At 72.6% G+C, this 24,861-nt stretch carries 22 protein-coding genes; 9 read left to right on the top strand and 13 right to left on the bottom strand.

Translation table 11 applies throughout. From position 1 onward, the window contains the following. Positions 1 to 242: 242 nt before the first annotated feature. From AB0B35_RS26300 to AB0B35_RS26285, 4 genes are all read right to left on the bottom strand, one after another. The gene (locus AB0B35_RS26300; protein WP_361049822.1) at positions 243 to 917 is read right to left on the bottom strand and encodes an alpha/beta hydrolase; all 675 of its coding nucleotides are present in this window, start codon (positions 915 to 917) and stop codon (positions 243 to 245) included. A gap of 10 nt (positions 918 to 927) precedes the next feature. Beyond that, positions 928 to 2,034, bottom strand: coding sequence for a PIN domain-containing protein (locus tag AB0B35_RS26295; protein ID WP_361049820.1), 1,107 nt, complete (start codon positions 2,032 to 2,034; stop codon positions 928 to 930). Positions 2,035 to 2,129: 95 nt separating this feature from the next. Next, the gene (locus AB0B35_RS26290) at positions 2,130 to 3,443 is read right to left on the bottom strand and encodes an alpha/beta fold hydrolase (RefSeq protein ID WP_361049818.1); all 1,314 of its coding nucleotides are present in this window, start codon (positions 3,441 to 3,443) and stop codon (positions 2,130 to 2,132) included. Between the two features lie 119 nt (positions 3,444 to 3,562). Next, complete coding sequence (locus AB0B35_RS26285; protein WP_361049816.1) at positions 3,563 to 4,015, bottom strand: MarR family winged helix-turn-helix transcriptional regulator; 453 nt, start codon at positions 4,013 to 4,015, stop codon at positions 3,563 to 3,565. 346 nt (positions 4,016 to 4,361) lie between these two features. On the opposite strand from AB0B35_RS26285, the gene AB0B35_RS26280 reads away from it, so the two are divergent. The 3 genes from AB0B35_RS26280 to AB0B35_RS26270 all read left to right on the top strand — a co-directional run bounded on the left by AB0B35_RS26280 (position 4,362) and on the right by AB0B35_RS26270 (position 7,409). After that, positions 4,362 to 4,835: a VOC family protein gene (locus AB0B35_RS26280; protein WP_361049814.1), complete on the top strand. Its 474-nt coding sequence runs from the start codon at positions 4,362 to 4,364 to the stop codon at positions 4,833 to 4,835. A gap of 146 nt (positions 4,836 to 4,981) precedes the next feature. After that, positions 4,982 to 6,469: an NAD(P)/FAD-dependent oxidoreductase gene (locus tag AB0B35_RS26275; RefSeq protein ID WP_361049812.1), complete on the top strand. Its 1,488-nt coding sequence runs from the start codon at positions 4,982 to 4,984 to the stop codon at positions 6,467 to 6,469. 4 nt (positions 6,470 to 6,473) lie between these two features. After that, a complete protein-coding gene (locus tag AB0B35_RS26270) occupies positions 6,474 to 7,409 on the top strand; it encodes an NmrA family NAD(P)-binding protein (protein ID WP_361049811.1) in 936 nt (311 codons plus the stop codon). Positions 7,410 to 7,532: 123 nt separating this feature from the next. Here the strand turns inward: AB0B35_RS26270 and AB0B35_RS26265 are convergent, their stop codons facing one another. After that, a complete protein-coding gene (locus AB0B35_RS26265) occupies positions 7,533 to 7,853 on the bottom strand; it encodes a hypothetical protein (RefSeq protein WP_361049809.1) in 321 nt (106 codons plus the stop codon). 316 nt (positions 7,854 to 8,169) lie between these two features. Between AB0B35_RS26265 and AB0B35_RS26260 the strand changes: the two genes are divergently transcribed. The 6 genes from AB0B35_RS26260 to AB0B35_RS26235 are packed head-to-tail and all read left to right on the top strand — an operon-like array spanning position 8,170 to position 14,716. Further along, a complete protein-coding gene (locus AB0B35_RS26260) occupies positions 8,170 to 8,793 on the top strand; it encodes a flavodoxin family protein (protein ID WP_361049826.1) in 624 nt (207 codons plus the stop codon). Positions 8,794 to 8,796: 3 nt separating this feature from the next. Continuing rightward, positions 8,797 to 10,026, top strand: coding sequence for an MFS transporter (locus AB0B35_RS26255; protein ID WP_361049807.1), 1,230 nt, complete (start codon positions 8,797 to 8,799; stop codon positions 10,024 to 10,026). After that, positions 10,023 to 11,243: a glycosyltransferase gene (locus AB0B35_RS26250; protein ID WP_361049805.1), complete on the top strand. Its 1,221-nt coding sequence runs from the start codon at positions 10,023 to 10,025 to the stop codon at positions 11,241 to 11,243. Before AB0B35_RS26255 ends, AB0B35_RS26250 begins: the two co-directional genes overlap by 4 nt. Beyond that, positions 11,230 to 12,318, top strand: a complete 1,089-nt coding sequence (locus tag AB0B35_RS26245) for a hypothetical protein (protein ID WP_361049803.1) — start codon at positions 11,230 to 11,232, stop codon at positions 12,316 to 12,318. Before AB0B35_RS26250 ends, AB0B35_RS26245 begins: the two co-directional genes overlap by 14 nt. Then, positions 12,315 to 13,715 (top strand): cytochrome P450, encoded by a 1,401-nt coding sequence (locus AB0B35_RS26240; RefSeq protein WP_361049801.1) that lies wholly within the window; start codon positions 12,315 to 12,317, stop codon positions 13,713 to 13,715. Before AB0B35_RS26245 ends, AB0B35_RS26240 begins: the two co-directional genes overlap by 4 nt. Beyond that, positions 13,709 to 14,716, top strand: coding sequence for a glycosyltransferase (locus AB0B35_RS26235; RefSeq protein ID WP_361049799.1), 1,008 nt, complete (start codon positions 13,709 to 13,711; stop codon positions 14,714 to 14,716). Before AB0B35_RS26240 ends, AB0B35_RS26235 begins: the two co-directional genes overlap by 7 nt. A gap of 21 nt (positions 14,717 to 14,737) precedes the next feature. Here the strand turns inward: AB0B35_RS26235 and AB0B35_RS26230 are convergent, their stop codons facing one another. The 8 genes from AB0B35_RS26230 to AB0B35_RS26195 all read right to left on the bottom strand — a co-directional run bounded on the left by AB0B35_RS26230 (position 14,738) and on the right by AB0B35_RS26195 (position 24,652). Next, positions 14,738 to 15,952 carry an MFS transporter gene (locus AB0B35_RS26230; RefSeq protein ID WP_361049798.1) on the bottom strand — a complete coding sequence of 405 codons (1,215 nt, stop codon included), beginning with the start codon at positions 15,950 to 15,952 and terminating at the stop codon, positions 14,738 to 14,740. After that, a complete protein-coding gene (locus AB0B35_RS26225; protein ID WP_361049796.1) occupies positions 15,952 to 17,712 on the bottom strand; it encodes a carbamoyltransferase C-terminal domain-containing protein in 1,761 nt (586 codons plus the stop codon). Before AB0B35_RS26225 ends, AB0B35_RS26230 begins: the two co-directional genes overlap by 1 nt. Positions 17,713 to 17,777: 65 nt before the next feature. After that, positions 17,778 to 19,136 (bottom strand): hypothetical protein, encoded by a 1,359-nt coding sequence (locus AB0B35_RS26220; protein ID WP_361049794.1) that lies wholly within the window; start codon positions 19,134 to 19,136, stop codon positions 17,778 to 17,780. 29 nt (positions 19,137 to 19,165) lie between these two features. Continuing rightward, entirely contained in the window at positions 19,166 to 20,137 is a 972-nt protein-coding gene (locus tag AB0B35_RS26215) for an ornithine carbamoyltransferase (protein WP_361049792.1), read from the bottom strand. Continuing rightward, positions 20,134 to 21,222 (bottom strand): ornithine cyclodeaminase, encoded by a 1,089-nt coding sequence (locus tag AB0B35_RS26210; protein WP_361049790.1) that lies wholly within the window; start codon positions 21,220 to 21,222, stop codon positions 20,134 to 20,136. Before AB0B35_RS26210 ends, AB0B35_RS26215 begins: the two co-directional genes overlap by 4 nt. A gap of 2 nt (positions 21,223 to 21,224) precedes the next feature. Beyond that, positions 21,225 to 22,145 (bottom strand): diiron oxygenase, encoded by a 921-nt coding sequence (locus tag AB0B35_RS26205; protein WP_361049789.1) that lies wholly within the window; start codon positions 22,143 to 22,145, stop codon positions 21,225 to 21,227. After that, positions 22,142 to 23,134 carry a pyridoxal-phosphate dependent enzyme gene (locus tag AB0B35_RS26200; protein ID WP_361049787.1) on the bottom strand — a complete coding sequence of 331 codons (993 nt, stop codon included), beginning with the start codon at positions 23,132 to 23,134 and terminating at the stop codon, positions 22,142 to 22,144. The genes AB0B35_RS26205 and AB0B35_RS26200 overlap by 4 nt, the downstream gene beginning before the upstream one ends. 432 nt (positions 23,135 to 23,566) lie before the next feature. Then, complete coding sequence (locus AB0B35_RS26195; RefSeq protein WP_361049785.1) at positions 23,567 to 24,652, bottom strand: aldo/keto reductase; 1,086 nt, start codon at positions 24,650 to 24,652, stop codon at positions 23,567 to 23,569. Positions 24,653 to 24,861 lie beyond the last annotated feature (209 nt).

Below are 24,861 nucleotides of genomic sequence, written 5' to 3'. Positions count from 1 at the left end.
ACTCCGGGCGGCCAAGCGATCCGGCCTCCACCCGGGCTCTTCAGCCCCGGTGTTTTTGTCCGTTCCTCGCTGGCAGAGAGAACATTACGCGGCCCGTCAGCCGGGATGCAAATCGGGGTCGGTTGTCCCCCGTCACATCATCACCGCCTACCGATCCCCGAATCCCATTCACTTCGGACCGCGCTTAAGCCATGGCTCTGACCAGCAGATATACGCCCCAATAGCGCTGGCGAAGAGGCGCGTCAGGACCGCATGATGCGATCGGCGAGCTCGACCGGGTGACTGAGCGTCGCCAGGTGGCCACCCGGCACCAGCTCCGCCTCCACGCCGAGCCGATCACGGGCGACCCGCTGCTGGAACTCTGCCGGGAACAAGCGGTCGTCACGGCCCGCGAACACGCGGATCGGCACCGGCGGCCACGCCTCGAACTCACACCGGTCGCCGAAGACCCGCTCCGACTGGTCCCGATCGTGGCCGAGGGCGTACTCAGTGAGGTCGTCGGGCACGTCGTGGAAGAAGTCGGCGCGCTGATCGAACTCGGCATCGGGATCCCTGCCCTCCCGGACAGCCTGCTCCCGCTGGGCTGCGGGCTGGCCGGTGGCCTCTCCCCAGGCACCGAGCACCTCGCCGGGCAGCGGGATCATGGCGTTGACGAAGACGATCGCCGACACCGGCCGCCGGGCGGCCACCGCAGCGGCGGTGAACCCGCCCATCGACAGCGCGACCAGGACCGGCGCGGCCCGCTCCCCCACCGCCGCGTCCACCACCTCGGCGTACTCGCGCAGCCCGGCCTTCTCGTCGTCGGCGGGCAGGTCCACGTTGACGACGTCGTGGCCGCGCCCGGTCAGTTCGGCCTCGACGAGGTGCCAGTACCAGGCGTCGCCGCCCCCGCCGGGAATGAGCACGAAGGTCGTCATGTCACCCACGTCATGCAGGAGCACCGACAGATCTCGACGGCACGGTGGTGAGCAGGTAGTCGTCGGCCTCGGGGTCCCAGCGGAGGTCGACGACCCCGGCGGTCGCCGCCGCCTTGCAGAACTGCAGGAAGCTCCGGTAGCCGAGCTTCTTCTCGCTGAAGTCCGGCTTCGCCCGGCGCAGGTGGTTCTTCAGACCGGACAGCGCGACCGGCCCCGCGTTGCGGCTCAGGTCGGCGACGACCGAGCCGAGCAGCCCGAACTCCGCCTCGGGACCGCCGGACTCGGGCAGCGAGACCTCCGGGTCCCCCTTGGCGGGACCCTCGCCCAGCTCGACGACGTTGCGTTCGGCGAGATAGCGCAGCAGCTCCCCGAAGGTGCGGAACCCGTAGTCGCCTTCGTTGAACGTCGGGTCCTTGCGCAGCAGGGTGCGTTTGAGCGTGGACGCGGTCACCGCACCACCGGAGCTGCCCTGAAGCCCGGCGACGGTCTGCGCGACGAGCACCGCGAGGGTGTCGACGTCACGGGGCGACTCCTCCGCGGCCACCGGGAGTTCGATCTCCTGCTCGACCGGCTGCGGTGCGGTCTCCTGAGGCTTGGCCGGCGCGGGCGTCCGGCCGGACCGGGTACGCACGGGCCTGATCTCGACGCCTTCGAGCCGGTCGTAGTAGAGGAACTCGTCGCAGGCGGGTGGCAGCAGTGCCGAGGTCGACTGCTCGACGCCGACGCCGATGACACGCTTGTTGAGTTCGCGCAGCTTGTGTACCAGTGGCGTGAAGTCGCTGTCGCCGGTGCCGAACACGAACGTGGAGATGTAGTCGCGTTCGAAGGCCAGCTGCAGGGCGTCGACGGCCATCTTGATGTCGGCGGCGTTCTTGCGGGAGGCGCCCATGCGCTGCGGGATGTCGATCAGCTCCACATGCGACCTGGTCAGCAGCCTGCGGTCCGCGTCGAAGTACGACCAGTCGGCGTACGCCCGGCGCACCACGACCCGCCCGCGTTCGGCGAGCGCGTCGGCGATGGGCCGCAGGTCGAAGGTCATCCCGCCGAGGTGATCACGGGCACCGATCGCCAGATTCTCGTAGTCCAGGAACAGGGCAATGCGATCCTCTTGATCCACGCCGATCAGCCTACGCCCTGCGGCGCGTACCACCGAGGTCTTGCTTCGTGGCGTGCGTCCGGGGAGCGCCGTGGCGCTCCCCGGGACGGGGGTCGTCAGAGGTCGAGGGCGTTGAGGGTGATGCGGTCGGTGTGCGACGGCCAGTTCGGCACGGTGAACCGCTGGGTGCCGCCGCCCGCCCGGGACTGGATGGTCACCGTGACCGTGCCGGAGGCGTCGGCGGCGGCGGGGATGTAGACGTCGGCGGCGGTGATGAACACCTCGTCGAAGTCGGGGATGGCGACGCTCAGGTCGGTGCGCTGGTCGACGCGCTGGTCGTGGGCGAACAGGCCGATGGCCCGCTTGTCGCGCGGCGCGGTGACGGCGTTGAGGATGTCGACGCCGTTGACGGTGAGGTGGTCGCTGCCGGCGCCCTGGTCGCCCCACCATTCCTTGTACCGGGTGAGCGACAGCGCGCTGTGCCGGGGGTCGACGGGCACCCGGCTGCTGATGCCCTCGCCGGGCCGGTTGGTGAGCAGGCGCAGCAGCCGGTCGGTGCGCTGGAACGGCTGGAAGTAGTGGTGCTGCACGTGGCCGGCGCCGTGCACGATCGCGAATTCGTAGCGGGCCTGCGGCGCGGCGGTGATGGGGCCGAACCCGCCGTCGGCGGCGATGGTGACCTGGGCGAAGGGCTGGGAGGTCAGGCGGCGGCCGGTGGCGGCGTCGATCTCGTACACGTCGACGCGTGCCCCGGTCGCGGCGGCGTTCGAGGGGAACAGCACGGTCTTGCCGGTGAGGGTGATCGGGCCGGTCTCGGCGGCGACCGCGGTGGTGGCCGGATCGGCGCCGGTGAGGAAGCGGTGCATCTGCACGAAGCTCTGAGTCGAGGTGACCGTCTGGGTGTGGGACTGGTCGCTCTGGTACACGTTGGTGGCGCCCCAGATGCGCCTGCTGGTGGATCCCTCGCCCCAGATGGCGAGGGTCGGCACGCCACCGGGGCGGCTCAGCGCGGTCGCGCCGTCGAGGTTGACGTAGTGGGCGACCTTCGCCGCCCGGGACCGGGTGCGCAGGAAGCTGTGGCTCAGGAACGTGCCGAGCGAGTGCGCGACCAGGTCGACCTTGTCCGCTCCGGTCTGCCGGCGCAGCTGGTCGATCCGCTGTTCCAGGCGGTTCAGCACGGCGCTGCTGCTCTCCGCGCCGAACGAGTAGTCGTAGTCGATGCCGTCGATGACCTCGACCGGGTAGCCGTTGCTCGCGAATCGTTTGGCCTGGGTCTCGAACTGTGCCGCGGACCCGGCCGCCCCGTGCAGGAAGACGATGGGACGCGGGGCAGCGGCGGCGTGGGCTGACGGCGCGGCCGCGAAACCCGTGGCGGCCGGTACGGCGGTCAGCGCGAGCGCGGCGGTGACGGCCAGCAGAATGGTACGCATCGGATCCGTACTCCATTCTCATCAATGGATATAGGGAGGTCCGATGCTATGGCGGCGGCGACACCGGCCGAGTCGGCAGAATCGCCAGCCGTCCGCCGGTCCGGTTGCCGACCAGGCCGTCACTCGGCCCAGGGGTCGAAACCGGTGTCCAGCACGCCCACCAGGCAGGTTCGCAGCCGGGCCGCCTCCTCGTGCCCGAACTTCCCCTCGAACCGGGCCTGCACGTCCTGCCACAGCGGGAGTGCCGCCTTCATCCGGGACAGGCCGGCCGGCGTGAGCGTGACGGTCCGGGCGCGGCGGTCGCTCGCCGACTGCTCGACGGCGACGAGGCCCTGCCGGGCGAGGGGTTTGAGGTTGGACGCCATCGTCGTGCGGTCCATGGCGATGGCGTCGGCGAGGCCACCGATGGTCATCTCACCCTGCGCGTGGAGCTTCTGCAGGATGCTGAACTGCGTCGCACGCAGGCCGGACGGCGCCAGCGCCTTGTCGTAGGTCGCCCCGAGGTACCTGGCCGCCTTGCGCAGCGCCAGGTTGTTGCACCCGTCCGTCGGGTCGCCGCCCGCTGTGGTCACCGTCTCCCCCTCCCCGTCTACCCCACCAATAATACGAGTAGATGCTCGCATCTGCGAGCACCGGCCCGTAGCCGCGCCTGCCGGCCGGGCCGTCGAGCACTTCGGCCGGGTTGCCACCCACCGATAGGAGCATATGCTCGTATCGTTCCACCGCACGCCCCAGCCCTTACAGAGTCATGACCAGCAGGCGCATCTGCTGGTCACAGCCCGGACGGGCAGCGGACGATGAGACAGGCGACGGGCGTGGCCCTCCGGGGAACACCAGGTGGCCACCGGCGGTTGAAGTCGCTGCGGCCAGAAATAGTAGACCGGTCGACTTCTGACCGATGGAGAAAAGGACAAACTCATGGACCTCAAGCTCGAACTCATCGTGCTGCCCGTATCGGACGTGGATCGGGCCAAGGCCTTCTACGAGTCGGCCGGCTTCCGCCTGGACCTGGACAAGGCCGCCAACGAGCAGTGGCGCGCGGTCCACCTGACCCCGCCCGGGTCCGAAGCCTCGATCATGTTCGGCACGGGACTCACGGCCGCCGCCCCGGGCTCCGTCCAGGGCCTCTACCTCATCGTGCCCGACATCGAGCAGGCCCGCGCCGAGCTGGTCAGCCGCGGGGTCGCCGTGAGCGAGGTGTTCCACGACGCCAACGCGCTGGTGTACCACGGCCACGGCGGCGGGGACATCACCCACGACGGCCCCGGTCAGGGACGCGTCATCGGCAGGCACCCCGAGCGCGCCGACTACGGCTCCTTCGCCACCTTCAGCGACCCCGACGGCAACGGCTGGGTGCTGCAGGAGGTCAGGATGCGCGCCCCCGGCCGCTGACACCGTACGACGCCGGCGCCGGGACGATGGGTGGAGCCTCGCCCGGCGGCCCGGCCGGGCGCGTCGGCCCCGTAGCGGCCCGCCGCGCTCCGCGATGATCGGCAGAGCGGAAGACGACGGCATTCGATCCGACGACAGGAGCAGCAGTGAGCGAAGCAGCGACCCACGAGGCGACCCGGACCTACGACGTGATCGTCATCGGGGCGGGCCCCGTGGGCGAGAACGTGGCCGACCGGACCAGCGCGGCCGGGCTGAGCACCGTGATCATCGAGCGCGAGCTGCTCGGCGGTGAATGCTCGTTCTGGGCCTGCGAGCCCAGCAAGGCGCTGCTGCGGCCGGTGATCGCGCGCGCCGACGCCCGCCGGGTGCCGGGGCTGCGCCAGGCCGTCGGGCCGCTGGACGTGCCCGCGGTGCTCGCCCACCGCGACGACCTCGCCAACCACTGGCACGACGAGGACCAGGTCGGGTGGCTGGACTCGGTCGACGTGGACCTCATCCGCGGCCATGGCCGGCTCGACGGCCCGCGGCAGGTCACCGTGCATACTCCGGACGGCGGGACTGTCCGGCTGACCGCGCGGCACGCCGTGGCGGTCTGCACCGGCACGAGCGCGGCCCTGCCCGACACCCCGGGGCTCGACCTGGCCCGCCCCTGGACCAGCCGTGAGGCGACCAGCGCCGGCGAGGTGCCCGGCCGGCTCGTCATCGTCGGCGGCGGCGTGGTCGCCGTCGAGATGGCCGCCGCCTGGCAGGCGCTCGGCTCCCAGGTGACCATGCTGGTACGCGGCGAGCTGCTGTCGAAGATGGAGCCGTTCGCCGGGGAACTGGTCGCCGACGGGCTGCGCGAGGCAGGGGTCGACATCCGGTTCGGCGCGACCGTGGCGACGGTGCACCGGGAGGGCCGCGAAGCCCGGATGACGCTGGCCGACGGCACGCGGCTGGCGGCCGACGAGATCCTGTACGCCACCGGGCGCGATCCGCGGACGGGCGACGTCGGCCTGGACACCGTCGGCCTGACTCCCGGCGACTGGCTGACCGTCGACGACACCGGCCAGGTCACCGCCGTCGCCGACGGCTGGCTCTATGCCGCCGGTGACGTCAACCACCGGGCGCTGCTGACCCACCAGGGCAAGTACCAGGCCCGGATGATCGGGGCCGCGATCGGCGCCCGCGCCAACGGCGAGCCGGTCGACGACACCCGTTGGGGTGCGCACGTGTCGACGGCGGACCACACGGCGGTGCCGCAGGTCGTGTTCACCGACCCCGAGGTCGCCTCGGTCGGCCTGACCACCCGCGACGTGGCCGACAGCGGCCGCCGGATCGAGGTCGTGGACTACGACATCGCCCGCGTCGCGGGCGCGCACCAGTTCGCCGAGGGCTACCGGGGGCAGGCCCGCCTGCTGATCGACCTGGACCGCGGCACCGTCGCCGGGGCCACCTTCGTCGGGCCGGGGGTCGGGGAGCTGCTGTACTCGGCGACCGTCGCCGTGACCGGCGAGGTCCCGCTGGAGCGGCTCTGGCACGCGGTCCCCGCCTTCCCGACGATCAGCGAGGTCTGGCTGCGCCTGCTGGAGACCTACCGCGACCGTCACCAGCCCCGGCGCAAGCCGGCCACGCACAGTTCACCGAAGGAGTAGACCCATGGCAGCCAGTGACCTGGTGCTCATCGCCGGCGCGGGAGGCGTGGGCAGCACCGTCCTCGACAAACTCCGGGCGCAGGACGTGCCGGTGCGGGCGATGGTGCGCCGCGACGGCGAGCACGCCGACAAGCTGCGCGCCCGCGGCGCGGAGGTGGTCCTCGGCGACCTGACCCGCCCGGAGACCGTGGCGGCCGCGCTGCGCGACGTCGGGCGGATGTACTTCGCGATGCCCGTGTCGACCGACCACCTGCTGGCGGCGACCGTGACGGCCAGCGTGGCCCGGGAGTACGGGCAGCTGTCGGCCCTGGTCGACATGTCCCAGATGACGGTGTCGCAGATGACCGCGACCAGCACCGCCGAGTCCCACCAGCAGCGGCTGCACTGGCTCGCCGAGCAGGTCTTCGACTGGTCGGGTCTGCCGATGGTGCACCTGCGGCCGACCTCGTTCCTGGACAACCCGCTGTTCACGACGCTGGCGGCGGCCACGATCCGCAAGGACGGCACCATCGCGCTGCCGTTCGGCACCGGCCGCACCTCGCCGATCGCCGTCGACGACGTCGCCCGGGTCGCCGCGACCGTGCTGCGCGACCCGGCCCCGCACGTCGGGCACGTGTACGAACTCACCGGGCCGCGCACCGTCGACATGACGGAGCTGGCGCGGGAGTTCTCCCGCGCGCTCGGCCGCGAGATCGCGTACGTGGACCTGCCCCTGGACCGGTGGCGCACCGAGGTGCTGGCCAAGGCGGGCCTGCCGCCGCACACCGAGCAGCACATCGCCACCATGGCCCGGCTGCACCACGAGAACCGCTACGACCGCACGTCCGCCGACGTCGAACGGGTCACCGGCTCGCCCGCGCAGTCGATCGAGTCGTTCGTGGCCGCCCGCAAGGACTTCTACCTCGGCGGAGCAGCAAGCACGCCGAGCGATGCCGGCTGATCACACGAAACGGAGAAGCACGATGCGTATTCCCAAACCCCTCATGGTGCTGTCGATGGCGATGCTGTCACTGGTCGTCGCCGTCGGCTGCTTCGCCCAGGTCTACTGAACACCGGCGCGACGTCACGACCGGGCCTGTCCGGCCCGGCGTGAGGTCGCCGCCGCACAGTCCGGGGCGCGGCAGTCGCGGCGGTCCCGGTGGATGCGGTAGTCGTTGACGCTCATCCGGACGATGCTCACGGCGGGCCGGGCTGGGCCGCGCCGCCAGTACGCCAGCTCGTTGTGCGCGGCCCGCACCGCCTCGGCCTCGGTCGAGCGCGGCGCCACGTAATCGTGGGTATGCCAGTCCGGCCAGTCCCGGCGCACCGCGAAGATCACCGCCGAATTCGGGACACGCCGCCGCGCCAGGCCGAACCAGCCGACTCCCACCCACACACCGCCCATGTCCGACCCCCGCCATCCCGATGCGCCGCCCGATGCGGGACGCCGCCTCAGTCAGCGTGGCAGTGAAGCAATGGTCACCGACCGTTACGTCAATGATCTGTCCTCGGCCGGGTGACCCGGTTGCGCCCGCCTGACCACGCCCGCTATGGGGCCGGGTCCACGCCTTGAGACATGTACATGCGTACCGTCGATCACGCTCCCACGGGGCCACTAGACTCCTGATCGGACCGAATCAGGTCGGCGGCCGGGGGGACGACGCCCGATCACGCGACGATGCGTACGCCGTTGGGCATCCCGCACAGATGATCGGGTGAGCATGAAGATTCTGGCGATCAACGGGTCCGAGCGCAGCAGGGGATCGACCTGGCAGGCCGCGCGGGAGGTCGCCTCACACGCCGAGCAGCGCGGCTGCCGGACCGAGATCATCAACCTGGCCGAGCAGCGGGTGCTCGCCTGCGACTGCGGAACCTGCAACTCCCGGCCCGACCCCTGCCCGGTCGACGACAGCGTCGGCGAGGTGGTCGCCGCGATGATCGAAGCCGACGCGGTCGTCTTCGCCGCCCCGGTGCACGGGTTCGGGCTGTCCTCGCTCATGCAGACCTTCATCGAGCGCGCCGGGGTCGGCCACCTGCGGTTCACCCGGCCGCTGACCAACACCATCGGCGCGGCGATCGTCGTCGGCCGCCGCTACGGCCACCTCGACGTGCACGCCCAGCTCCTGCACAACCTGTTGCTCAACCGCTTCATCCTGGTCGGCAGCGGCTTTCCGGTGACCATCCACTCCGGCGGCGAGCAGGGCATCCTGTCCGACACCGAGGGCATGGACGCCCTGCGCAGCACCGTGGACCGGATCATCGACGTCGGTACCGCGCTGATCGAGTCCGGGACCAGGCTGCCGCGGCCCGAAGAGGTCGAGCGGCGCGTCGGAAGGACCTCCTGACCCGTGACCGCGATCGCCAAGGCGGACTCCCCCGCCCGCAGCGGGCTCGGCCTGCTCGTCGCCGGCAAGTTCGCCTCCACGGTGGCGTACTCGATCCTGTGGGTGCTGCTGCCGCTGTACGTCTACCGCTCCAGCGGGTCCGCGCTCGCCGCGGCGCTGGCCTCGGCCGTCAACGTGCTGCCGTTCCTGCTTTTCGGGCTGCTCGCCGGAGCGGTCGTCGACAGGTCCTCGCCGACCAGGGTCATGGTGTGGATGGAGACCGCCAACGCCGCCGTCCTGCTGTGCGTGCCGCTGCTGGCCGGCACCGTCGGCACGCACCCCGCGGCGCTGATCCTGGTCGGCTTCGCCTCCGCGACCGTGTACGTCTGGTTCGAGGTGGCCAGTTCGGCGGCCATCCCGGCGGTCGTCGGCAAGGACGGGGTGTTCCGCGCCAACAGCTACCTGTGGATGGCCGGCACGGTCGTCACGTCGGTCGCCGCGCCGGTCGGCTTCTTCCTGCTCGACGCGTTGCGGCTCGGCCCGACGTTCGCCGTGCTGGCCGGGTTCTACCTGGTGTCGGCGGTGCTGATCGCGCTGCTGCGGCTGGCGGACGCCGCCGCGCCCGAGCCCGGCCGGGCGCGGGAGCGCGGCGCGATCTGGGCGGGCCTGCGGTTCATCGGCGGGCAGCCGCTGCTGCGCGCGTACACGATCGTCAACGTCGGCGTCGGGATCAGCGCCGGCGCGGTGTACGGGATGCTCGTGGTCTTCGCCTCACGCGCGCTGGGCCTGCCCACCGACGACTACCGGATGGCCTGGATCATGACCGCGTGCGGGGTCGGCGCGCTGCTCGGCGCGCTCGCGGCACGGCGGCTCAAGACCGCGCCGCCGGTTCCCGCCGCCCGCTGGCTGATCGGCGCGGACCTCGTGCTGCTGCTGGCGTACGCCGCCGCGCCGAACTGGGCCGTCGCGCTCGCCGCCCTGCTGTGCTGGAACACCGTGCACACCTGCTTCATGGTCGTGGGCATCTCGGTCCGGCAGGTGATCACCCCGCTGAACCTGCAGGGCCGGGTCAACGCGGTCGGCCGGATGATCGCCTGGGGGTCGGTGCCGCTGGGCACGCTGCTCTGCGGCTGGCTCACCGAAGCCCTCGGGCCGCGCCGGGCGCTGGCGCTGCTGGCCGTCTGCGCCCTGGCCGGCCTGGTCGTCGCCCTGCGCACCCCGCGCACGCTCACCCTGGAGGAAGCAGCCCGATGACCACCCGGACCCCGCTGCGGGTGCTGTTCGTGGCGTTCAGCCGCTCCAGCCTCGGCCACATCGCGCGGATGCGCACCGCCGCGCAGCGCTTCCAGCTCGCCGGCCACCAGGTCGCCATCGCCGCCCACGAGGAGGTCCGCCCGCTCGTCGAACGGGCCGGGCTGCCCTGGATCGGCATCGACGAGATCGGGCCCGCGCCCGCCTGGCGCGGCATGAACGACGTCGCCGAGCTGCGCGCGTTCGCCCGCACCCGGCTGGCCAGCCCCGCCTACGTCGAGACCTGCCTGGCCGACGAGCTGCGCGTGATCGACGGCTTCGAGCCCGACATCGTGGTCAGCGACATGCGCAACACCGCGTCGGTGGCCGCCGCGATGCGCGGGCTGCCCAGCGTCACCTGCCACAACCTGCGGCTGTTCCGCCATCCGATGCACGCCGTGCTACCGGAGGTGCTGATCACCCTCGACCAGCTCGGCATCGCCGGCGCGCACGCCGGCAAGGTGCTCGGGGACGCGATGCTGGTGCCGGACCTGGCGCTGCTCGACCCGCTGTCCGACGTGCCCGCCGAGACGATGGGCCTGGTCACCAGCCTGGTCGCCGAGATCCGCCACATCGGAGCCCTGGTGCCGCCCGAGCTGTGCGACGTGCCGCTGCAAGGCGAGCGCGCGCCGCTGCTCAACATCACCCTCGGCGGCAGCGGAGCCGGAGACGCGGACCTGCTCCGGGTGGTCGCCGCCGCCAGCGGGCTCGGCGTGCCCATGGCGGTCACGCTGGGTGTCGAAGGCCCCGGCAGCGAAGTCCTCGCCGCGCGGGTGCGGGCCGCGGCGGGAGACGCCGTGGTCGACATCGCGGGGCTACGGCACGACGCCGTCGACCTGATGGCCCGCGCCACCGCGGCCGTCGTGCACGGCGGCCACACTTCCATGATCGAAGGCCTGCTGTCCGCCACGCCGCTGGTGTTCGTGCCGCACTCGGCCGAGCAGCGCGGCAACGCCGGCCGCGTCACCGACCTGGGCCTCGGTGTGGTCGTCGCGCCGGACGATCCTGTGGAGGCCGTCGCCGAGAAGATCAGGTCGATGCTGGCTCCGGCGGACCGCGCGGCGCACACCGTGTTCGCGGACACGCTGCGGGCCGCCGACGGCGCGCAGGCGATGATCGAGCACGTGGAGCGCGCCGTCGCCCTGCACCGGATCACGAGGAGCGTCCATGCCGCACAGTGACGTCCGGCTGTCGACAGTGATCATGACCCATCCGGCCCGGGCCGACCGCGCCCGCGCGCTCGCGGACGAACTCGCCGAGCTGTCGCCCGCGCTGGTCGTCGACACGGGCGGGCCGGGCAGCGGCAACCTCGGCAACGCCGTGCGGGCCTGGGCCGCGGCCGGCGACGACGCGACCCACCACCTGGTGCTGCAGGACGACGTCATCCCCTGCGACGGGTTCGCCGAGCAGCTGCACCGGGCCGTGCGGGCCCGGCCCGACGACGCGGTCAGCCTGTTCTGCGAGTGGGGTTCGCGCACCGCCGGCCTGGTCCGCGCCGCCGCCTGGCAGGGCTGGTCGTGGGCGCGGGCCGTCGACGTGTACACCCCGGCCCAGGGCCTCGTGCTGCCCCGGCAGGCGGCGCTCGACTTCGCCACGAGCGTCACCGACCCGGCCGGCGCGGACGACCTCGCCCTGTCGGCGCACCTGCGCGCCACCGGGCGGCGCACCCTGGTCACCGTGCCGCACCTGGTGGAGCACGACGACCACCTCAGCCTGACCGGCAACGGCTTCCAGGGACTGCGGCACGCCACCTGCCCCGCCGACGGCGACGCGCCCGTCGACTTCGACACCCCGGTGGCGGGCGACGGCCTGACCTGGGTGCCGTGGGCGTCCTGGATGCGGGTGCACGCCGAGTGGTTCTACTGCGGCGACGAGGGCGAGCTGGCCTGGCTCGGCGAGTTCGCCGACACCAGGCTGCCCGACGGGTTACGCAAGGCCGACCTGTCCGGGCGCTTCTACGCCGACCTCGCCGCCGAGCCGGCGCTGACCGGCGCGGTCAGCGAGCTGACCCTGTTCGAGTACTGGACGACCTGCTTCATGCTCGGGCTGGTCATGCCGGACCCGGTGCGCACCGAGCCCGGACCACTGGCCGAGCGGGCGTTCGCGACCGCGTTCCCCGGGCTGTTCCGCCGCTACCTGCCGATGACGACCGTGTCGGCCCTGCGAGGTCCGGCCGGGCGCTTCGCCGCGACGGCGTTCCGGCACGGCGGGCAGGCGGGCCTCGACCGGCCGTATACCGGCTGGTACGCCGCATGAGCCCGGTGCCGGGCCCGCCGCCCCGGCGCTGGACGGGCCGGCGCGGCAACGCCCACGCCTACGCCGCCGACCCGGTCGCCTACACCGCGCGCCTGCACCACGAGTTCGGCCCGGTCAGCGGTCTGGTGCACGGTGACCGCCGGCAGGTGTTCGCCTTCGGAGCCGAGCACAACCGCACGGTGCTGACCGGCGGCGACGTGTTCCACACCGTGCTGGAGTACGCGATCCCGGCCCGGATCCGGCGGGCCCGCCGGGGTATCGGACTGCTCAACATGAACGGCCCCGACCACCGCGCGGCCCGGCACACCGTGACCCCGTCGTTCCGCCCCCAGGCGATGGGCCGCCACGCCGAGGTCATCGCCCGGCTCGCCGCGGAGGAGATCGACTCCTGGGTCCCGGGGCAGGCGTTCGACCTGACCGCGAGCATGCGCCGGCTCACCCTGCGGATCGCCTGCCAGTGCTTCTTCGGCGTCGACATCGCCCGCGACGCCGACTCGATCGGCAGCCTGGTGCAGCAGATGCTGGCCCTGCGCTACTTCGCCACGTCGATCCGCTACTTCCCGTTCGACCTGCCGGGCACGCCGTACCGGCGGCTGCTGACGGTCATCCGGCGGCTGGACGACGCCCTCGCGTCCATCGTGGACGCCCGGCGGTCCGGCGGCGAGCAGCCCGACCTGCTGCAGTCGCTGCTGGCCAACCGCGACGAGCACGGCCGGGGCCTGTCCGACGACCAGCTCGTCGGGCAGCTCACCACGCTGCTGGTGGCCGGGCACGAGACGTCGTCCAGCACGCTGTCCTGGGCGCTGATCCTGCTCTCGCAGCACCGTCCCGACCTGGACGAGGCGCTCGACGACGCCGACGGACGCACACCGGAGGAGCATGCCGCGTCCACGGTGCTCGACCGCATCCTCAAGGAGACGCTGCGCCTGCTGCCGCCCGGCCCGAACACGGCCCGGATCACGGTCGCGCCGACGATGCTCGGCGAGCACGAGATCCCCGCCTGGTGCCAGGTCGTGACCAGCAAGTACGTCACCCACCGCGACCCCGCCCGGTTCCCGGAGCCGCTGCGGTTCCAGCCCGAGCGCTGGGAGGCGGCGAGCCCGACGCGGTACGAGTACCTGCCCTACGGCGCCGGGCCGCACGTGTGCATCGGCGCGGCCTTCGCCGACCTGGAGATGAAGCTCGTGCTCGGCGCGATCCTCAGCCGCTACGTGCTGGTCCCCGTGCCCGGCAACCCGGTCTCCCGCGAGGTCGGGCTGCTGATGTCGCCGAAGGGGCCAGTGCCCGTGGTCGCCCACCCCCCCTCTGCGGTGCCGTCGCGCCTGCCGCAGGTCGAGGGCGACCTGAACGAGATGGTGGACATGTACGGCGACGAGGGGTGGCGGCTCGGATGGTAGAACGGCTCCCGGTCAGCCTGGTGATGGCGACCTGCGACAAGCGCGAGTACCTGGCGCTCACCCTGGAGTCGCTGCTCGCGCAGACCCACCCCGGATTCGAGGTCGTGCTCTGCGACGACGGCACCGCCGGCGGCGTCGAGGACGTCGTCGCGCCGTTCCTCGACCGGCTCGACATCCGGCTGGTCAGCCAGGAGAACCGGGGCCGGGCCGCCGCCCGCAACACCGCCCTGGCCCACGCCGACGGCGAGCTGATCGTCTTCCTGGACGACGACCGGATGGCCGCGCCGGAGTTCGTCGCCGAGCACGTCGCGGCGGCACGGCAGGGCCGCGAGGGCACCATCGGCTGGAAGCGCCGGGCGCTGACCTGGTGGCGGCCCGGCCTCCTGCCGCTCGGTGAGCAGGACCTGCTGACGCTGGTCACCCGGGTCGGCGGCGTCGAGCGGCTGGCCGAGCCGATCCACTTCCTCGCGCCGGGCGAGCTGGCCGCCGACCCGGCCGGCGCGTTCGACCGCACCGGCCTGGGCGACGAGCCCGACAACTACCACGCGATCGTCGAGGCCTACGGCCCCGAGCTGGCCGACTTCCGGTTCGGCTGGGCCCTGGCCACGACCGCCAACCTGTCGGTACGCCGGGCCGCGGTCAAGGAGGTGGGCGGCTTCGACGAGTCCTTCACCGGGTGGGGGCTGGAGGACACCGACCTGAGCTACCGCCTGCACCGGGCGGGGGTCGCGTTCTCGGTGAGCACCACGGCGATCAACTACCACCAGGTGCACCCGCTGGCCGACCCGAACCCGGCGGTCGCGTTGCGCGTCATGCGCGCCCAGCTGATGCGCAACCTGGACCACTTCTGCCGCAGGCACCAGGCCCTCGACGCGTTCCTGTTCCGCAGGCGCTGGGAGCACGCGATGACGCTGGCCGAAGCCGACCGGCTGCTCAAGCTCGTCGAGCAGAGCCCGCCGCTGCTGCGCCGCGAGCTGGAGGCCCTGTACGCCGACCGCTGACCACCGGTCGGCGTACCCCCGTCATCGGGGCACCGGCTCCCCCACGGCGACCGGGACCCGGCGCTGCGCCCGTGCGCGGCGCAGATACAGCAGACCGGCCAGGAACGACAGCACCCCGGACAGCACGATCGCCGTGCGGTACGCCCCCTGGTCCATCAGCGCGCCGTAGGCCAGGGAAGCGACGGCGCTGCCGACGAAGATGCCCATGCGCTGCACGCCGTTGACGAACGCGCGGGCCCCGGTCGGGGCGAGCAGGTTCGCGGTGTGGTCGAGCACCGGCATCTGCGCGTAGTGGCTGCCCTGGCGCAGCAGGTACCAGAGCAGGAACAGCGCCGCGCCGGTCGCCGCCGCGCCCAGGCCCTGGAACAGCAGTGCCGCGCACATCCCCCAGCCCGCGACGCGGAACACCCCGCCCCGGCGCATCAGCGGGAACAGCACGAAGATGCCGACGACGCTGGCGACGCGGTCGGCGACCAGCACCCAGCCCAGCCACTGCTCGTCCAGGCCCAGGTGGTTGACCACCAGCAGCGGCACGAACCGGATCGCCAGCACCCCGGCCCCGCCGACCAGCCCGGCGAGCAGCAGCAACTCGCCGAGCCGGGCGCCGTGCTCGCGCACCGCGTCCCGCAGCGCCGACAGGGTGCCGCCCGCCGGGGCGGACCGCACCGCGCCGCGCTGCCACATCATCGCCCGCGCCACCCCGATGAGCAGCGCCAGCGCCCCGGACAGCAGCAGCTCGGACCAGTAGTCACCGGACCCGCCGAGCGCGGCCAGCCCGACGCCGAGCAGGTTGCCCGCCGCCGACGCGGCCAGGAACGCCACGAACCCGGACCGGAACAGGCTCAGCCGCCGCTGCTCGTCGGGCACCGACGCGCCCACCACCGCGTTGACGCTGACCAGCATCATCGCCGCCGCCACGCTGTTGACGGCGAACAGCAGCAACTGGGCGGCGAACCGGTCGAACAGCGGCATGACCAGCATGGTCAGGCCGAAGCCGACGCTGCTGACCACCATCGACGGCTCCAGCCCGAACCGGTCGGTGACGGCGCTCAGCGGCAGCACGACCACGGCCATCACGATGAAGCCGACGGAGAAGATCTGCCCGACCCCGGCCGGGCCGATCCCCACCTGCTGCAGGTGCAGCGCGTAATACATGTCGAACAGGCTCGTCGCCAGGCCGAAGAACACCTGGCTGACGAGGAAGCCGCTGCTGATCCGGGCGTACGGCGCCGCCATCAGCGGGCCGCGGCCAGCGGGGAGCGGGCGGGGTGCGCGGCGGGCAGTTCCCGGCCGGCCTTGGAGACGAGCAGCCCGTCCAGGTAGAGGTGGTCCATCTCGGTGCGCACGAAGGTGCACAGCGCGTGCAGCGGCGTCTCCACGATCGGCTCACCGGCGTCGTTGAACGACGTGTTGAGCACGATCGGCACCCCGGTCAGCGCCCCGAACTCGGCGATGACCTCGTGGTAGGCGGGATTGGCCTCCGCCGACACGGTCTGCAGCCGCGCGGTGCCGTCGACGTGCGTGACGGCGGGCAGGGACTGTTGCGCATGCCCGGCGACCTTCGGCACGAGCAGCATGAACGGGCTCTCCCCGGAGAAGTCGAACCACTTGCCCGCCTCCTCGGCCACCGCCGACGGGGCGTACGGGCGGAACGGCTCCCGGTGCTTGACCACGTTGTTGAGGTAGTCGCGCATCTCGGGGTGGCGCGGGTCGGCGAGCATGCTGCGGTGGCCCAGCGCCCGCGGCCCCATCTCCGAGCCGCCGTTGAACCAGCCGACGACCTGGTGCCCGGCCAGCAGCTCGGCGACGTCGCGCGGGCCCGCGTCGCGGCAGGCCAGCTCGACGCCGGTGTAGCCGGTGACGGTGGCCAGCGCCTCCAGCACCTCGGCGCGGGTGTACGCACGGCCGAACGACGCGTGCCGCATCGGCGCGGGCCGGGCCTGACCCAGCAGCTCGATGCTGCCGTACAGGGCCGCGCCGATGGCCACGCCGGAGTCGCCCGCCGGGGCGGGGATGAACACGTCGGTGAACCCGGACTCGGCCCGCACCCGCTCGTTGGCCACCGAGTTCAGCAGCACCCCGCCCGCCAGGCACAGCCGGTCGAGCCCGGTGACCTCCCGGGCGTGGTCGGCCAGGTGCAGCATCGCCGTCTCCAGCTCGTCCTGGATCTTGCGGGCCACGTCCTTGGCGAACTGGGTCTGCCAGCGCAGCGGGTCGGCGGCGGAGAACTCGCCGCCCTCTTCGGCCAGCAGCCGCTGCCAGACGTCCTCCAGCGACTGCTGTGACACCTTGATGTCGAACCCGTCGAACGTCAGCCAGTTGCCCCAGTCAGGCCGCGGCCGCCCGTACGGGGCCAGGCCCATCGTCTTGCCCGCCTCCGGGTAGCCGCCGCAGCCGAACACGCCCCAGTCGGGGGTGCCGTAGCGGGTGACGAAACCGAGCTTGACGGTGAAGAAGTCGTAGAACAGCCCCAGGCTCATGTCCGAGTAGTCCGACGGGTAGTCCACCGCCGCGACCCGGGTCAGCGTGCTGCCCTCACCCCGGAACAGGGTGTGCTTCTCGATCCTGCCGGTGCCCGGCCAGCGCGCCCCGGCCTGGTCGACGACGAGCACCGCGGCCTGCTCGAACCCGGACGGGTAGAACGCCACCGAGGCGTGGCCGAGGTGGTGGCCGGGCAGCGGCAGCTCCCGGATCTTCGACTTGTCGCGGATCGGCAGGTCCCGGCGGATGCGCCACACCGCGCCGTCGCCCAGCGGCCGGTTGCCGACCACCAGGTCCAGGTCGTCGATGCCCACGTCGGCGGCGTCGAGGCAGTACGCCACCGACTTGATCGGGATCGTCTTGGTCAGGCGTTCGAAGTGGCCCTGGATGAGAAAGCCCTCCGAGTGCTTGATCCGGTCCAGGCGCTCCTCCTCGATCGCGACGACGATCTCGCCGTCGCGGACCAGGCATGCGGAACGGTCGTGGCTCAGGTTCAGCCCCAGCACGAGGGACATGCGTTACTCGCTTTCGGTCGGGTGCCGCCGCGGCGGCCGTGGTGCGTGGTCGGGGTGCGGGTCGGTCAGGCGTCGGCGGCGGCCCTGGTCATGGCCTCTTCGAGGCCGTCGAGGATGCGGTAGCAGTCGTCGCGCAGGGTCAGCGGGTCGGCGGCGCGGACCAGCAGCAGGCCCGCGTACGCCAGCACCCCGGTGTGCGGGTGGAACGCGGGCATGGGCGTGCCGAGCGGCTGGGACTGGCCGCGCACCAGCTCGACGGTGGTCCCGCTCGACACCAGCTCCTCCCAGGCGACCAGGTCGGGCCGGAACGGCGGCAGCGACGACCAGGGCTTGCCGGTCGAGTCGACGGCGATGACCGACAGCGACGCGGCCGCCCCGCGGGCGTCGGCGGGCAGCAGCAACCGGTCGGGCACCGCGGGAGACCCCCCGAGCGCGGCCGCCAGCTGCAGCCCGATCAGGTCCACGCCGTACGCCTCGACCAGCTCGCGGGTGACCGCCGCGCCACCGGCCCGCGCCGCGGACTCCAGCAGCCGCACGGTGCCGTCCGGCATCAGCTTGACCTCGGTGTGCGTGGCGCAGGTGTCCAGGCCCAGCGCGTCGACCGCCCGGCGGCACACGTCGGCGATGCGCTGCTGCAGCTCGGGGGCCAGCGTGCAGGGGGCGTGGTTGCTCAGTTCGACGAACACCGGCACGGTCGGCAGCCGGGCGGTCAGGCACACCGGGTGGTAGACCCCGCCGGCCACCAGGCCTTCGACGCTGAGGTAGTCGCCGTAGCCGGGCTGGTCGTACCAGCCGTCCACGCTGGACTGGATGATCTCCTCGACGAGGTAGCGCGGGCCGGTCCGGTCGCCGTGCTCGCTCATGCCGGAGCGGCGGGCCGCGGCGGTGGCGGCCTCGACCTCGCGCCACACCGCCGCGCCGTCCTCGCCGGGGCTGAGCATCGCCTGCCCGATGGAGCCCGCGCCCAGCGCCGACTTGACGATCACGTCACCGCCGATCTCGGCGCGGGCCGCCTCCAGCTCCGCCAGCGAGTCCACCGGCCGGAACGCCGGGTTGGGCACGCCGGCCGCCTGCCACGCCCGGCGCATCAGCACCTTGTCGCGAGAGCGGGCGGCGCCCTCCCCCGGGCCGGGAATGCCCAGCCGCAGGCACGCCTGCGCGGTGGCGACCACGCAGAACTCGGAGAACGTCAGCACCCCGTCGCTGCGCAGCTCCGTGGCCACCCGGACGATCTCGTCGGGCAGTGCGGCCGACGGGTCGGCGGGCACCACCCGGCGACAGAGCCGTTCGAGCAGCTCGCGCTGCCAGGGCTGGGGTTCGCCGATCAGCAGCACGTCCACCAGCGCCCGGCTCACCAGCCGGGGCAGCAGGAACTCCAGCGCCGGGCCGCCTTTGGCGTACACGAGCAGGACCGCGGGTTGCATCGCTCATCCGTCCTTTCGCCACGGCGCGGTCATCGCGCCGTCCAGCAGGTCTCCAGCACCGCCATGGCGCTGCACAGCTTCATCCGCGCCTGCTGCCAGGCCAGGCTGGCCGGGCCGTCGAGCACCGCGCCGGTGACCTCCTCGCCCCGGTGGGCGGGCAGGTCGTGCAGGAAACGGGCGGCCGGCCAGCGGCCCAGGAACGCCTCGTCCACGTGGTAGGGGCGGAACGTCTCGCGCCAGGCCGGGTCCGGTTTGCTGGTGCCGGTCGTCTGCCAGCGCGTGGTGTAGACGACGTCGACATGTTCGGGCAGCTCGTCGGCCCGCTCGACCTGCCGGACCTGCGCGCCGTGGGCGGCGGCGTCGGCGGCGGCGAGTGCGAGCTGGTCCTCGGGCAGGCCGTAGCCGGGCGGCACGTACAGCGAGAGTTTCGCGCCGGGCACCCGGGCCAGGGCGTACGCCAGCGCGGAGGCGGAGTTGTTGCCCTCGCCCACGTACAGCACGGAGATCCCGCCGAGCGCGCCGAGGTGGGCGCGCATCGTGGCCAGGTCGCAGACGGCCTGGGTGGGGTGCTCCTCGCGGGCCATCGCGTTGACGATCGGCGGCGCGCCCCGGTCGAGCAGGCCGTCGAGTTCGGCCAGCGTGCGGGTGCTGCGGATGACGACGCCGTCGAGCATGAGCCCGAGCACCCGCAGCGTGTCCTCGATGGTCTCGCCGGTCTGCAGTTGCAGCCCCGACGCGTCGTAGGTGAGCAGCTTCGCGCCCAGGCGCAGCGCGCCGACGCTGAACGCGGTGCGGGTGCGGGTGGAGGTGCGTTCGAACAGCGTGGCCACGACCAGCCCGTCCAGGACCGGGGCGACGTCGGCGGGCGCGGCGGCGATGCCCACCGACCGTTCGACGAGCGCGTCGAGCTGCGCGGCGGTCAGCTGCCGCACGCTGAGCAGGCTGCGGCGGCGGTTGCGCGCGACGTCGACCAGCGCGAGCGGTGGCTGCGTCGTGGTCACAGCGTCACCTCCGTGCCCAGGCCGAGGCCGGTCGCGGCGCGCCGGATGGCGTCGAGCAGCGCCACGTCCAGCACGCCCATGCCGAACGGGTTGATCACCGTGTACGACCCGGACGGCGGCGGCGCGGCGTGCACCGCCCCGGCGGCGAGCGCGCCGATGGTCGCGTCGATCGGGCGGCCGCCACCGGTCGAGCCGGGGGCGGTGACCAGGCCCTGCTGCATGAGCCGGCCGAGCGGACGGCGCGGGTTCTGCTCCACCAATTCGACGTCGTCGACGTAGAGCCGCCCGGCCTGGAGCAGGGCCTCGGCCGTGAGATCGGCCAGGGACACGTTGACCACCGCCGCGCCGGGCCTGATCCAGTCCGGCGGGAGGTAGCCGTCGTCGGCGGTGGTCGCGGTGAGCACGAGGTCGGCGTCGCGCAGCGCGGCACGGGCGTCCGGCAGCACCGCCACTTCGATCCCCGGGCGGTGCAGCCGCGCCCGCTCGGCCAGCGCCGCGGCGGCCGCCGGGTCGGCGTCGTGCAGCGCGACCAGGCGCAGGCCGGGCAGCCGGTCGGCGAACAGGAACAGGTGCGTGCCGCCCTGCGTGCCGCAGCCGAGCACGGCCAGGCAGGTCGCGTCGGCATGACCGGCAGCCTGCACGCCGACCAGCGACACCGCGGCGGTACGCACGGAGCTGATCAGGCCGATCTCGATGATCGCGCTGATCCGGGCGGTCTGCGGGTCGAAGCACAGCCCGACGCCGCCGGCCCGTTCCAGGCCTGCGGCGGGGTTCGACACGCTCGCGTTGATGATCTTCATGCCGTACGCGGCCGGGCCGCCGTCACGCACGATGCCGCCGGGCATCGCGATCGAGCGTGTGTACGCCCCCTGGTCGTTGTCCCAGCGCAGGTACGCCTCGGCGGGCAGCAGGGTGCGGCCCGCGTGGTGCTCGACCAGCGCCTCCCGCACGATCGCCACCGGATCCAGCAGCTCCAGGCAGCGAGCCACCTCGTCCCGCGAGATCAGCAGCACCGAGCCCGCGCCGCCGAGGCCGCGCAGCCCAGCGGCGAACCACGGCAGCCGGGTCAGTTCCTCTGTGGACACGTTCAGATCAGTCCTTCCTGGGCGAACGCCTCGTCTGCGCCGGGCAGGTCGAGCACCCCGACGGACCGGAACAGCCGCACCGACTGCGCCGACTGCTCGCGGGCGGTCCGGCGGACGACGTCGGGGGCGTAGACGTCGGCGAGCACGTCGCGCACCTGCGGCTCGGTCAGGCCCGCCGCGCGCAGGGTCGCGGCGACCGCGCCCTGGTTCGGGCGCAGGCTCTGGGTGATCAGGCGGGGCAGCGCGGTCGCCATCTCGCGCCGGGTGCGCGGGTCGCAGCCGGTCCACAGCTCCCGGAAGAAGCGGGCGAAGTAGGCGTGGTGGCGGCCCTCGTCGCGGGCGTGGTCGCGGACCGTGGTGCGCACCAGGCCGACCAGGTCGGGATCGTTGGGCAGCTCGGCGAGCAGGCTCGTGATCAGCGTCTCGAACACCACGACCTGCAGCAGGTACGGCAGCGACCCGGCCCGCGGCAGGCACTGTGCGGCGACCGCGTCGAGTTCGGTGATCACCGGCTCGAACGTGTACGGCAGCGCGGCGACGCCGGTGGCCGCCTCCAGCTGCCGCACCACGTCGAACGAGTACAAAGCGTGGTACGCCTCGTCACAGTAGATCTTGTACGCGTCCTCGCGCACGTCGCCGCCGAGCACGACGTCGGTGCGGCCGTTGGCGATCAGCTCCGTGGCCCGGTTGACCACCCGGGTCTCGAAGTGCGCGGTGAACGCGAAGTACTGGTAGGCGTGCCGCGCCACCAGCCGCTCGCGAGTTCCGGAGTCGAGCCGCGCGACCAGCGGATGCGCCAGGTACGGGATCAGCCGCTCCGGAAAGAGCACCTTGCCGTCGTCGAGGTCGTCGCCGAGCACGCGGCGCGGATCGACCCGCACCCCGGCCCGCTCGTGCCAGTCGGCCAGCGGGGACTCGCTCACAGCGCCCCCCAGTCCACCGACTCGCAGACCGCGGCCGGCGGCGCCGGGTCGACCCCGTGCGCGCGCCGCCACGCGGCCGAGTAAACGGTGCTCAGGTAGTTGCGGGCCCCGTCCGGGCACACGCACACCACGTCGTCGAGCCCGTCGCGTTCGATCAGGCGCAGCGCCGCGGACACCAGCGCACCGGCGCTGGCCCCGACCCCGATGCCGCAGGACTCCAGCAGCCACAGGCAGGCGGCCACCGCCTCGTCGGTGCCGACCCGCTCGGTGGGTCCGTCGAAGGCCGAGGCGAACTGCGACCGCCGGCTGGAGCCGATGCCAGGCAGCAACCGCCGCCCCGGCACATGCCCGACGGCGTACGAGCCGTAGACGTCGACGCCGCGCACGTCCCAGCGGGTGGCCGCGGCGGCGTAGCGGCGGATGCCGGCCAGCGTGCCGCCGGTGGACACCGCGACCAGCACCACGCTGTCGGCGGGCACCTGCGCGGCCAGCTCGGGCGCGGTGCCGAACTGGTGCGCGCGGGGATTGGCGGGATTGTCGTACTGATTCGTCCAGCACAGGGCCGGCTGCTCGGCGAGCAGCTCCCGCACCCGGCGCAGCCGGTTCATCAGGTAGCCGCCGCGGCCGTCCTCCTCGTCGACCAGCACCAGGGTCGCGTCGAGGCGGCGCAGTTCGTGCAGGGCCGCCGAGGGCACCCGCGGGTCGACGACCGCGGTGAAGCGCACGCGGTTGGCGCGGGCCAGGCTCGCCAGGGCAACCCCGAGGTTGCCGGAGGTCGACTCGACGATGCCGACGGCCGGGTCGAGCTTGTCCGCCACGGAGTCGTACAGGGCGACGGCCGTGCGGTCCTTCATGGACCCGCACGGGTTGAAGGACTCCAGCTTCAGGCGCAGCGTGGCGGTCCGGCCGCCGACGCGCAGGCGCACCGCCACCAGGGGTGTGTTGCCCACCATCAGGGGGACGAAGCAGGTGCCGCGGGCGTGGCTCACCGGGCCGGCCCCGCGCTCGCCGGATCCCCGGCGGGTGCGGCTTCAGCGCGAACTTCCCGGAACGAGGACATGGTTCGTTCGGACACGGCGCATCTCTTTCGGACCCTGGCTGCATCATGGCGTGACGGATCGCCCGCGAGCCTCGTTGCGCGCAGTCGCTGGCCCGCTGAGGGCAGCAAGAAGGCACCCCTTTCGGCGATCGTGGCGACACGATCCGGCAGGGGTGAGGGAGCACAGCGTCAGTCGCGATGCCGCACCCGGTGGTAACCGGAGGTAATTCTTACGACACGCATCGACAGTGTCAACCATACAAGGTCGTGATTTCCGTCCGAACACATGCGTTACTTCTGCATATCAGCAGGTCAGATCAGCGGAGACCGTCCGAAATAGAGCGAGTCGGCGCCGCCCGGCCGGGGGCGACGCCGACAGAGGTCAGGCGGTCGCGCCGTTCCAGACCGGTGGCGCGTACCCGGCCGGCTTGTCGCCGATGCCGAGACCCGGGCTCACGATCCAGGACTGGTACCGCGAGGTGAACATCGCGTAGGGCCCACCCGGCTCCGGGGCCCCGGCCTGCTCCAGCCGGTCGCGCAGCTCGGCCGGGATGGTGAAGTCGAGCGCGGCCATGTTGGCGTCGAGCTGCCCGGCACTGCTCGCCCCGATGATCACCGAGCCGACGGCGGGCTGGGTCGCCACCCAGTTGACCGCGACCTGGGCCATGCTCCGGCCGAGCTCACCGGCGACCTGCTCCAGGGCCTCGATGACCGCCCAGTCGCGCTCGGCGACCGGCTGCGCTCCCCCGCCGAGCCGCCCGTCGCCGGCCAGGCCGTCGGCGGTGCGCCGGTACTTGCCCGACAGCAGGCCGCCGCCGATCGGGCTCCAGGCGGTCAGCCCCATGCCCAGCGACTGGGCCATGGCCGGATACTCGGCCTCGATCCCACGATTGACCAGGGAGTACGGCAACTGCAGGCTGATCATCGGGGTCAGCGCGTGGGCCTCGGCGAGGCTCTGGGCGCGGGCGGCATACCAGGCGGGCACGTCGGACAGGCCCGCATAACGGATCTTGCCAGCGCGTACCAGGTCGTCGAAGGTGCGCACCACCTCCTCGACCGGGGTGATCCGGTCCCAGGTGTGCAGCAGGTAGAGGTCGAGGTAGTCGGTGCCGAGCCGTTTCAGCGACGCCTCCACGGCGCGCATGACGTGCTTGCGGCCGTTACCCGCCGCGTTCGGGTCGGACGGGTCGACGGTGTTGGTGAACTTGCTGGTCAGCACGACCCGGTCGCGGACCCCGGCCGAGGCGATCAGTCGCCCGAGGATGGCCTCGCTCTCGCCCGCGGTGTAGAAGTCCGCCGTGTCGATGAAGTTGCCGCCGCCGTCCAGATAACGCCGGAAGGTCGGCTCGGCCTCGCTCTCGGTCTTGCCGTACGCGGCGTGGAAGCCCCCGGTGCCGAAGTTCATCGTGCCCAGCGCCAGCCTGCTCACCCGCAGCCCGGACCTGCCGAGCAGGTAGTAGTCGTTCACAGCTGCCGTCCCTGTTCGCTGATCGAAGTCTCGCGCTCCAGTATTGGACCGCTTGGTCCAACGTAGCTCCGGATAATTGGACCGTCAAGTCCAGATCTTGCATTGGTGCAGGTCAGGGTCGGCTCGCCGGTTGCGGATACACCACGGGGCCTCTTGCCCTTGCGGCGCGCCACCCGCACCGTGGTGTCTTGCCGGACTTCACCCGATTT

The sequence above is a fragment of the Catellatospora sp. NPDC049133 genome (genome assembly GCF_040648455.1).
GTDB classification, from domain to species: domain Bacteria; phylum Actinomycetota; class Actinomycetes; order Mycobacteriales; family Micromonosporaceae; genus Catellatospora; species Catellatospora aurea.
Note: the sequence above shows the minus strand (reverse complement) of the source record. Positions and strands in the feature narration are given on the sequence as shown.